Below are 9,270 nucleotides of genomic sequence, written 5' to 3'. Positions count from 1 at the left end.
TTTTTTCCCGCAGGAGTCTCGCCATTCCCCTCCGCCCCTTTGCCAAGGAAGATTCTCGAAAACACTACTTAGAAAATTAGCTTATATGTTTATAGGAAATGGATAATATGTACTCTATCCAATGGACGTTTAGAATGCGTAATCGCTTGATACAAAGCCCTTTTTGCCTGCCTATAGGTGGGAAGGATTAGAACCTTATTTTTAAGTGCAGGGGTTCTATAATCTGCCTATCAAAATCATAAGAGCTGCCTACCTTTTAGTGTTGGTTTCGAGAATCTATTCCATGGTAAAGGGGCGGAGGGAAACGGTGAGACTCCTATGGGACGTGTGGGACAGGTGAGACCCCGGAAGGCGTAGCCTGAGGAGGCTCACCGCCCGCCCCATGGAAAGCGAACCTTTTCCCGTAGCCCCTATGCTCTTATATACATCTCGAAACTGAGTCTTCAAGAAAAGGGAGCTTTAGTTGGACAAGGGGATCGGATTTGATGCAATGTTTGGACGGATTTGGTACGATAAAACTTGATACTTATAAAAGGGGTACGATGTTATGGATCAACAGAAAAAGAACGAGATTTTTGAAAACGCAAAAGCTTGGGTCTTGGAAGCTGGTGAACGAATCAAAACCAACATTGATTCGCCTCGATCCATTGAAACGAAATCCAACCCGAATGACCTGGTCACAGAAATGGATCAGGAAACAGAACAATTTTTCGCAAAAAAAATCAATGATACGTATCCGGATCATTACTTGTTAGGAGAAGAGGGATTCGGTGATGAAATAGAAGACCTTGGAGGAACGGTCTGGATTGTAGATCCTATTGACGGAACAATGAATTTTGTTCATCAAAAAAGGAATTTCGCCATTTCTGTTGGGGTGTATTATGATGGTGTCGGTGAAATTGGTTTGATTTACAATGTCATGGACGGTGTTTTATATACCGCAAAACGAGGCGAAGGCGCCTATAAGAACGAACAAAAGTTACCGCAACTTGATGAAAAACGTCCATTGAATCAATCGATACTCGCACTGAATACTACCTGGTTAATACCTGAAAATCCACACGTAGATCATAAAGGTATGGAAGATTTAGTGAAAAAATTGCGTAGTACAAGATCCTATGGTTCTGCTGCTTTGGAATTTGCTTTTGTTGCTGAAGGGCTTCTGGATGGTTACTTGACGATGACGTTGATGCCTTGGGATTATGCTGCTGGAAGTATCATCGTTCGTGAAGTCGGTGGAATCGTTACCCGTGCCGATCGCGAAGAGTTGGACTTGCTGAACAAAACAACAGTCCTTGCAAGCCGGTCGAACATTCATGAAGAAATATCGAAGGATTACGTTCGTTTGAAAAAATAAAAGAAAGCGACCTCATTCGAGGTCGCTTTCTGCATGATTCAGGATGTTTGCTGATGTTTTCTTTTTCTTCTCAAACCTATACTCATAAGAGCAAATCCAGAAAAGAAAAGGACGGCTGCAAGCCAGAAGATTTCCTGGCCGATAGCAAAACCAACGGCGACAAATGATAGAATAACTAAACTGGCTAATAGTGCTGTGTTCATATGAAAGTTCTTCAAAAGGCTCACCTCTATTCAGGTCTATTATATAGGATTTGTCGATATAATGAAAATGGTTTCACGGGTAGCATCCGGCAGGGCTTTCTAGTATGATAGATAACAGAATAGGGTATCCATGAGGAGGAACATCATGAACGATATGTCCACACTACCTGTGCCGACGGATCTATGGCCGGTGGCCGACTTCTTTTTCCGCGGATTTGGAAGTGAAGTGAATTTAAATGATGAAAGCGAAGTGACCATGCTCTTTCGATCTTTCATGCTTCTATACTTAACGACTGTTATACTTGCCATCCTTACATTCAAACTGGGATTTGCCAGAAAACTACCTTTGATGAAAACGATTGTTGTTTATTCCGTTCTTATCATAGGTACGTTCGTTTTAACTTTGATCCTTGGATTGAATTTACCGCTCCCAGAAAGTTTGGTCGTTGCAGCCTTGATCCTTGGTATTTACCGGATCCGGCTTCACAGAGAACGCGGAGCCCGTCAGCAAAACGAATCATCTTGACTCAAAACCCCCTTTCCTTACTAAGGAAAAGGGGTTTTTTGTTTAGCATTCATGTGCAGAAAGCTGTTCTAATGAGTTCTTAAAGTATATGGCAGGTTTCTCGAAGACTCAGTTTGGTGATGTTTTTTGAGTGGACGATGGAGCTAGACGAACCTTTTCCCGGAGCCCCTAGAATCATATAATCATCTCGAAACTGAGTCTTCCACAAACAGGAGCTTATGTTTAACAAATAAAAAAGAGAGAGGAAAACCTCTCTCTTTCAGTGACTAGCTTAAATGCTTTTCTTTTTTTCTCTCTCTGTTGAAACGGAAATTACCCGTAGCTAAACGTTTTTTTGTGTTATCTTCTATACGATCGTGGCAGGATTGACACATGTACGTGTGAATCCGGCGGTTCCGAAGTCGTTTTGCCTGTAGGCAGTAGCTGTCAATTTTCTCGATTTCATCGCAAATGACGCATTGTACACGCATCTTTTTCACCTCTATTTTCCATTCGATTACATATAGTTTAACATAATAAGTTTTTTATAAATAGATGAGATTTCCACGTTTGACTTCAATAATGAATGGGAAATGTAATTACAGAAGTAGATGAAAGGATGATTTGTTTGAGAAAACGTTGGATTTTCACAGCTATCGGTGCTGCAATTGGAGGAACACTTGCTTACTTCTTAAAAGATGAGGATAACCGTCAGCAAGTCAAAGACAAGGCAAAATCATTCCAGAGTAATTTTGGGAAAACAGAAGACCTTCCTGTAGAGGAAGCAGGGAAGCCTGAGACAGCCTCTCTTGATAATTCAGACATGGTTGCAGAGGGATCTCAATTCGGTGTTCAATACTATAATGAGCTGACAGAAAAAGAAAGAGAAATCCTTGAGAAAAGCAACAGCTAAATCCCTGCGAGGATTTAGCTGTTTTTCTGTTCGTTTAGTCTTGTTTTGATTGTTCTTTTTCAATTTTCTCGAGTTGTTTTTGTTCCTTTTCAGTTACAGAGTCCTGGTTTGAGTTCGATTGTGGCTTTTCTTCAACCGAACCACTCGGCATATAACGACCGACGATTTGACTCAGTTCATCGGTTACAGCTTCCACTGGGTGACCTTCGGACATCTTCTGGCCAAGGCCTCTGAGTCGTTCTACACCATCTGCGTCTGCAATGACAGCCGCCTGCTTTCCGTATGGGTCATGTTTCAAGGCTTCGGCTACAGAGTATTTGATGACGCCAACGCGAGAGCGATCGAGGTCTTTGTCGACATCAATTCCTACAACTACATAGTCGCCAAGAACGAGGGCTGTTGCATCATGAACATCCGGCACTTGTATGGCAAGCTTGGCGAGGTGCCTTGCTGCTTGTTGACTCGTTATGCTTTTCTTTTCTACTGGATCTGAATCGGTGACATATTTCAACTCAGGATCGTTTTGTCGTTCCTGCAGCAGTGACTCTTCACCGCCGTTTTGCTGACACGCAACTAAGGCCAAAAGGGCTGTTAACCAAATTAATTTTCTCAAAGGAATCACCACTTTTTTATTTATAGCCTGTGTCAGCTTGCAGATAATATACAAAAAGGACAGCTTAAAAAGCTGCCCCATCCTTTACTGCAATACGATTTTTTTGATTCCTTTGATCGGTTCGGAACGGTTGGATCCATCTTTGAAATAAAGATGAACGGGCCCCTGCTCTTGCAATGGCTTTCCGTTTTCAGCGAAAAGTAAAAGTGAATCGGATAAAACATCTGCATCGATTACTTCTTCGCCTTCATCCGTGACCAAAGCCGCTTTTTTTACATCGGCTGCTGGTTCGCTGGTATGTAGGAAAGGTTTCAGTGGCATGAGGAAGGTACCTTTCAAAATTCTTTGTTTTTCATAACGATTGATGCTTTTGTTAACTGGTGGATTAATTTTTTGTTGATAGACTTCTCGGTCAAAACGTGTAGACTGGCGTTTTAATTCGTCTTCTTTTGTTGGTTCTACTGGGTTTTCTTCACCTTCGAATACCTCTGAGAACGTTTTTTTACGATCGTCGAAAATCCAGACGGTTGGGTCGAGTGTGATGGGGAATTTAACATTTCCTGCTATTTGAACAATCATGGCTGTGGCCACCTTTCGATTAATAAAAAGTCATCCATCCAAAATCATAGCAAAAAATGAATTCGATTTCATTAAAGGAGGCATGATCCATTGATTAAAGATATTACAGAAAGCGTCTTGGAGGATTGGTTAGAGAATGTCCGACCGTATGCATACGACGGCCAGGTGGCTAACTATATTCCGGCGTTATCACGCAGCAACCCGGAAGATCTCGCGGTCGCTATCCATTATATAGACGGAAATGCAGTAGAAGCTGGAGAAACGGAAGTGAGGTTTACGCTTCAAAGCATATCGAAAGTGATTTCGCTTGCACTTGCTCTTATGGATAACGGAGAAAGTTACGTCTTCGATCGTGTAGGCATGGAACCGACAGGAGATCCGTTTCACTCGATTTACCGTCTGGAACAAATCCCATCCAAACCGCTTAATCCTATGATCAATGCTGGGGCTCTAGCGGTGACCAATATGATCCACGGAGACACGCCTGATGAGAAAGTAGGGCGGTTGTTGAGCTTTATCCATGACTTGACCGATGATCATTCCATTGGTTACAACGAAGAAGTAGCTACATCAGAATTTGAATCTGCTTTTCTGAACAGGTCTTTGCTTTTCTACATGAAGCAGCATCAAATTGTTACAGGAAGCGTCGAGGAAACACTTGATGCCTATACGAAACAATGTGCGATTGAAGTAAATGTCTGTCAACTGGCCCGGATTGGAGCGCTGCTTGCGAATGGTGGAAAGGACATCCATTCTGGTCGCAGAATTATTCCGAAGCATCTTGCAAGAATATGTAAAACCTTTATGGTTACATGCGGCATGTATGATGCTTCAGGATCTTTTGCTATTAAAGTGGGGATACCCGCAAAAAGTGGTGTCTCAGGTTCTGTCCTTGCCTCATTGAACGATTTTGGTGGAATTGCGGTTTATGGACCAAGTCTCGATGAAAAAGGGAACAGCGTTGTCGGCTTGAGACTTTTAGAAATTTTGTCCAATCGGTACGATTTATCGATCTTCTAATTGTTCATTCCAATGTTGCATTTTATTGTGTTAAACGATAAGATAAAAAGAAGAAAGACTTGTACATTGGAGGGGATTTTGATGTTGTCTGATGTGGCTGTGGATCATCGAGAAAAAGCCTATGCCCTTCTAAAAGCTGACGCTGATAAAATATTAAGGTTAATAAAAGTACAGATGGACAACTTGACGATGCCTCAGTGTCCACTCTACGAAGAAGTTTTAGATACACAAATGTTTGGATTATCCCGCGAAATTCATTTTGCGGTTCGCTTGAATTTAATCAGCGACGAAGAAGGAAAAGCACTTTTGGATAACCTTGAAAAACAGTTGAACGTTTTGCATGAGGCTGCACAGAAGTCATGAGATAAGAACTCAAATTGCGACGGTATGTTGTGATTTGAGTTTTTTTATTTTCAGCTTAATACATATTTCTTTGGTTAAGAGGGACGGTTCCCCTGTATGGTTTATTACGAAAATTGTCAGATTTGAAGGAATTTTCGATCCTTGAGTAGAAAGTTAAGTAACAGAACGTACAAATTCCTAAACATAGACAAACAGGGAGTGGAATCATGGCAAATACGAAGAAAATCAATAAAGTACTAGTCGCTAACCGTGGAGAGATCGCTATCCGAGTCTTTCGGGCGTGTACAGAATTAAATATTCGTACGGTCGCCATTTATTCACAGGAAGATACGGGTTCTTATCACCGTTACAAGGCCGATGAGGCTTATTTGATTGGTGAAGGAAAAAAGCCGATTGATGCATATTTGGATATTGAAGGAATTATTGAAATCGCTAAGAGCGTAGGGGTAGATGCCATACACCCAGGATACGGATTTTTATCTGAAAACATTGAGTTTGCTAGAAGGTGTGAAGAAGAAGGTCTTACATTCATCGGGCCGAGCAGTGAACATTTGAATATGTTTGGAGACAAGGTGAAAGCGAGACATCAAGCCGTCCAAGCGGAAATCCCCGTTATTCCAGGAAGTGATGGTCCCGTCAGTGGTCTGGAAGAGATTCGTGCATTTGGGGAGAAGCATGGCTACCCTTTGATGATTAAAGCTGCGATGGGCGGCGGTGGCCGGGGAATGCGTGTCGTCAGAAGTGCTACAACTTTGGAAGAATCTTATGACCGTGCCCGATCGGAAGCACGAGCAGCATTCGGTAGTGATGAAGTTTACGTCGAAAAGCTGATCGAACAACCGAAACACATCGAAGTTCAAATCATTGGAGACCGTGAAGGGAACATTGTCCATCTTTATGAAAGGGACTGCTCTGTTCAGCGTAGGCACCAGAAAGTGGTGGAAATTGCCCCAAGTGTCAGCTTGAAAGATGAAGTAAGAGAGGCTATTTGCAATGCTGCTGTCAAGCTCATGGATAACGTGAAATATATCAACGCAGGAACCGTGGAATTTTTAGTGACCGGTGATGATTTTTATTTTATAGAAGTCAACCCTCGTGTGCAGGTCGAGCATACGATTACAGAGATGATTACCGGCGTTGATATTGTACAGACACAAATTCTTGTTGCGGAAGGGTATGCCCTGCATGGTGACCGTATTTCCATCCCGAAACAAGAGGACATTGTCACACACGGCTATGCCATACAATCCCGTGTGACGACAGAGGATCCTCTGAACAATTTCATGCCTGACACAGGAAAAATCATGGCCTATCGTTCAGGAGGCGGTTTTGGTGTAAGGCTTGATGCCGGAAACGGATTCCAGGGTGCGGTCATCTCTCCTTACTATGATTCTTTACTGGTTAAACTTTCTACGTGGGCACTCAGCTTTGACCAAGCCGCTCATAAGATGGTCAGAAACTTGAAAGAATTCCGTATCCGGGGGATTAAAACCAACATTCCGTTCTTAGAAAATGTGGTTCAACATAAGCAGTTCCTCTCGGGAGAATATGATACAACGTTTATTGATCGATCTCCAGAGCTCTTTGTTTTTCCAAAGCGAAAAGACCGCGGGACGAAAATGTTGTCGTATATTGCTGACCGAACCATCAATGGTTTCGAAGGATATGGAAATCGCAGGAAACCGAGCTATTCCAAACCGAGAATTCCAATCATTAAGCATTCGGAACCGATCCCGGGTGGAACGAAACAAATACTTAATGAACGAGGTGCTGAAGGTCTTGCCACGTGGTTGAAAGAACGGAATGAAGTGCTGCTCACAGATACAACGTTCCGTGATGCCCACCAGTCGCTGCTCGCTACCCGTGTACGGACGAAGGATCTTGAGAATATTGCGGAACCGACCGCCCGACTTTTACCTGATTTGTTTTCATTAGAAATGTGGGGAGGAGCAACGTTCGATGTCTCGTATCGTTTCTTGAATGAAGATCCATGGGAGCGTTTGTTGAAATTGAGAGCAAAAGCACCGAATGTACTTTTCCAAATGCTCTTAAGAGCTTCCAATGCAGTCGGATATAAAAACTACCCCGACAATCTCATTCGCGAATTTGTTGAAAAAAGTGCCTCCGCCGGCATTGATGTCTTCCGTATTTTCGACAGCCTGAACTGGGTGGAAGGTATGAAGCCTGCTATCCACTCTGTGAGGGAGAGTGGAAAAGTGGCTGAAGCGGCTATGTGTTATACAGGCGACATTCTTGATAGCAGCCGACCGAAATATGATCTCGCCTACTATAAAAAGCTGGCGCTTGAACTTCAGGAAGCAGGAGCACATATCCTGGGCATTAAAGATATGGCCGGCCTCCTCAAACCGGAAGCGGCTTATCAGTTGATCCATACATTGAAGGAAACTGTCGACATCCCGATCCATCTTCATACACACGACACCAGCGGGAATGGGTTGTTCACGTATGCCAAAGCGATTGAAGCCGGTGTTGATGTTGTAGATGTGGCAACGGGTTCAATGGCAGGATTGACCTCTCAGCCAAGTGCCAACAGTCTTTATTATGCCCTTGAAGGTAGTAAGCGGAAACCGAATGTGAATATCTCTGCTTACGAAGAGCTCGGCCATTACTGGGAAGACACGAGGAAATACTACCAGGATTTCGAAAGTGGTATGATGGCCCCGCATACAGAAGTGTATGAACACGAAATGCCGGGAGGCCAATACAGCAACTTACAGCAGCAGGCAAAAGCGGTCGGTTTAGGACACCGATGGGATGAAGTTAAGTCTATGTACCGCCGTGTAAATGATATGTTCGGAGATATCGTGAAAGTGACTCCTTCTTCCAAAATCGTCGGTGATATGGCCCTTTACATGGTTCAGAATGAATTGAATGAAGATGATATTTATGAAAAAGGCGATTCTCTTGATTTCCCTGACAGTGTCGTTGAATTTTTCCAAGGCTATCTTGGGCAGCCTTACGGTGGGTTCCCAGCTGAACTTCAACGGATCATTTTAAAAGGCAGGGAGCCGATCACGGTAAGACCAGGGGAGCTTTTAGAACCAGTCGACTTCAACAACTTGAAAGAAACCCTGTTCCATTCTCTTGATCGTCAAGTCACAAGTTTTGATATGATCAGCTATGCTCTTTATCCAAAAGTGTTCATGGATCATCATAAGTTCAGGGAGCAGTACGGAGATATGTCCGTTCTCGATACTCCGACCTTCTTCTATGGCATGAGACTTGGTGAAGAAATTGAAGTAGATATTGAACAAGGAAAGACCTTGATCGTGAAGCTTGTGTCCGTGGGTGAGCCGCAGATCGATGGGACCCGTACCCTATACTTCGAATTGAATGGGCAGCCCCGGGAAGTCGTTGTGAAGGATGAAAACGTGAAAGCGGCTGTTCAGCAGCGTCCGAAAGCAGACAAAGCGAACAGTAAACATATTGGAGCAACGATGCCGGGGACGGTCATTAAAGTGTTGTCCAATAAAGGTGAGGAAGTGAAGAAAGGCGATCACCTGATGATAACGGAAGCGATGAAAATGGAGACGACCGTCCAAGCTCCTTTTGATGGAGTCATCAAGGATATTTATGTAGAAAACAACGAAGCCATCCATGTTGGAGATTTACTAATCGAATTTGAATAAAAAGGAGAGGAAGGGTACCAGAACCTTCCTCTCTTTTTTTTACGGTGAATTTCTTGAAGGCATTGAT

Annotated in this window: 10 protein-coding genes; 6 read left to right on the top strand and 4 right to left on the bottom strand. The window is 43.2% G+C overall.

From position 1 onward, the window contains the following. Positions 1–547: 547 nt before the first annotated feature. A complete protein-coding gene (locus VKA52_RS03055) occupies positions 548–1,357 on the top strand; it encodes an inositol monophosphatase family protein (protein WP_206944945.1) in 810 nt (269 codons plus the stop codon). A gap of 38 nt (positions 1,358–1,395) precedes the next feature. Here VKA52_RS03055 and VKA52_RS03050 read toward each other — a convergent pair whose 3' ends face one another. Further along, the gene (locus VKA52_RS03050; RefSeq protein ID WP_326314140.1) at positions 1,396–1,560 is read right to left on the bottom strand and encodes a hypothetical protein; all 165 of its coding nucleotides are present in this window, start codon (positions 1,558–1,560) and stop codon (positions 1,396–1,398) included. A gap of 145 nt (positions 1,561–1,705) precedes the next feature. Here VKA52_RS03050 and VKA52_RS03045 point away from each other — a divergent pair, with 145 nt between their 5' ends. After that, positions 1,706–2,086 (top strand): YlaH-like family protein, encoded by a 381-nt coding sequence (locus VKA52_RS03045; RefSeq protein ID WP_160912964.1) that lies wholly within the window; start codon positions 1,706–1,708, stop codon positions 2,084–2,086. Positions 2,087–2,352: 266 nt separating this feature from the next. Here VKA52_RS03045 and VKA52_RS03040 read toward each other — a convergent pair whose 3' ends face one another. Further along, the gene (locus VKA52_RS03040) at positions 2,353–2,556 is read right to left on the bottom strand and encodes a YlaI family protein (protein WP_160912966.1); all 204 of its coding nucleotides are present in this window, start codon (positions 2,554–2,556) and stop codon (positions 2,353–2,355) included. 137 nt (positions 2,557–2,693) lie between these two features. Here VKA52_RS03040 and VKA52_RS03035 point away from each other — a divergent pair, with 137 nt between their 5' ends. Then, positions 2,694–2,978 carry a hypothetical protein gene (locus tag VKA52_RS03035; protein WP_206944947.1) on the top strand — a complete coding sequence of 95 codons (285 nt, stop codon included), beginning with the start codon at positions 2,694–2,696 and terminating at the stop codon, positions 2,976–2,978. A 34-nt stretch (positions 2,979–3,012) separates the two neighbouring features. Here VKA52_RS03035 and VKA52_RS03030 read toward each other — a convergent pair whose 3' ends face one another. Further along, entirely contained in the window at positions 3,013–3,591 is a 579-nt protein-coding gene (locus VKA52_RS03030; protein WP_442788816.1) for a YhcN/YlaJ family sporulation lipoprotein, read from the bottom strand. 84 nt (positions 3,592–3,675) lie between these two features. Further along, a complete protein-coding gene (locus VKA52_RS03025; RefSeq protein WP_326314139.1) occupies positions 3,676–4,170 on the bottom strand; it encodes a hypothetical protein in 495 nt (164 codons plus the stop codon). Between the two features lie 90 nt (positions 4,171–4,260). Here VKA52_RS03025 and glsA point away from each other — a divergent pair, with 90 nt between their 5' ends. From glsA to pyc, 3 genes are all read left to right on the top strand, one after another. Next, positions 4,261–5,190, top strand: coding sequence for a glutaminase A (gene glsA / locus VKA52_RS03020; RefSeq protein WP_326314138.1), 930 nt, complete (start codon positions 4,261–4,263; stop codon positions 5,188–5,190). An 81-nt stretch (positions 5,191–5,271) separates the two neighbouring features. After that, a complete protein-coding gene (locus VKA52_RS03015) occupies positions 5,272–5,553 on the top strand; it encodes a YlaN family protein (RefSeq protein WP_075036512.1) in 282 nt (93 codons plus the stop codon). Between the two features lie 206 nt (positions 5,554–5,759). Next, positions 5,760–9,203 carry a pyruvate carboxylase gene (pyc, locus tag VKA52_RS03010; RefSeq protein WP_326314137.1) on the top strand — a complete coding sequence of 1,148 codons (3,444 nt, stop codon included), beginning with the start codon at positions 5,760–5,762 and terminating at the stop codon, positions 9,201–9,203. The last annotated feature ends 67 nt before the right edge of the window (positions 9,204–9,270 follow it).

Source organism: Halobacillus sp. HZG1, assembly GCF_035818575.1.
GTDB lineage: Bacteria > Bacillota > Bacilli > Bacillales > Halobacillaceae > Halobacillus > Halobacillus litoralis.
This window is presented reverse-complemented; position numbering and strand designations above follow the sequence as displayed.

Bases quoted from the DNA above. Each gene is read 5' to 3' on its own strand.
- pyc (WP_326314137.1), top strand. From the start codon at position 5,760: ATGGCAAATACGAAGAAAATCAATAAAGTACTAGTCGCTAACCGTGGA.
- VKA52_RS03055 (WP_206944945.1), top strand. From the start codon at position 548: ATGGATCAACAGAAAAAGAACGAGATTTTTGAAAACGCAAAAGCTTGG.
- VKA52_RS03050 (WP_326314140.1), bottom strand. From the start codon at position 1,560: ATGAACACAGCACTATTAGCCAGTTTAGTTATTCTATCATTTGTCGCC.
- VKA52_RS03040 (WP_160912966.1), bottom strand. From the start codon at position 2,556: ATGCGTGTACAATGCGTCATTTGCGATGAAATCGAGAAAATTGACAGC.
- VKA52_RS03045 (WP_160912964.1), top strand. From the start codon at position 1,706: ATGAACGATATGTCCACACTACCTGTGCCGACGGATCTATGGCCGGTG.
- VKA52_RS03025 (WP_326314139.1), bottom strand. From the start codon at position 4,170: ATGATTGTTCAAATAGCAGGAAATGTTAAATTCCCCATCACACTCGAC.
- VKA52_RS03015 (WP_075036512.1), top strand. From the start codon at position 5,272: ATGTTGTCTGATGTGGCTGTGGATCATCGAGAAAAAGCCTATGCCCTT.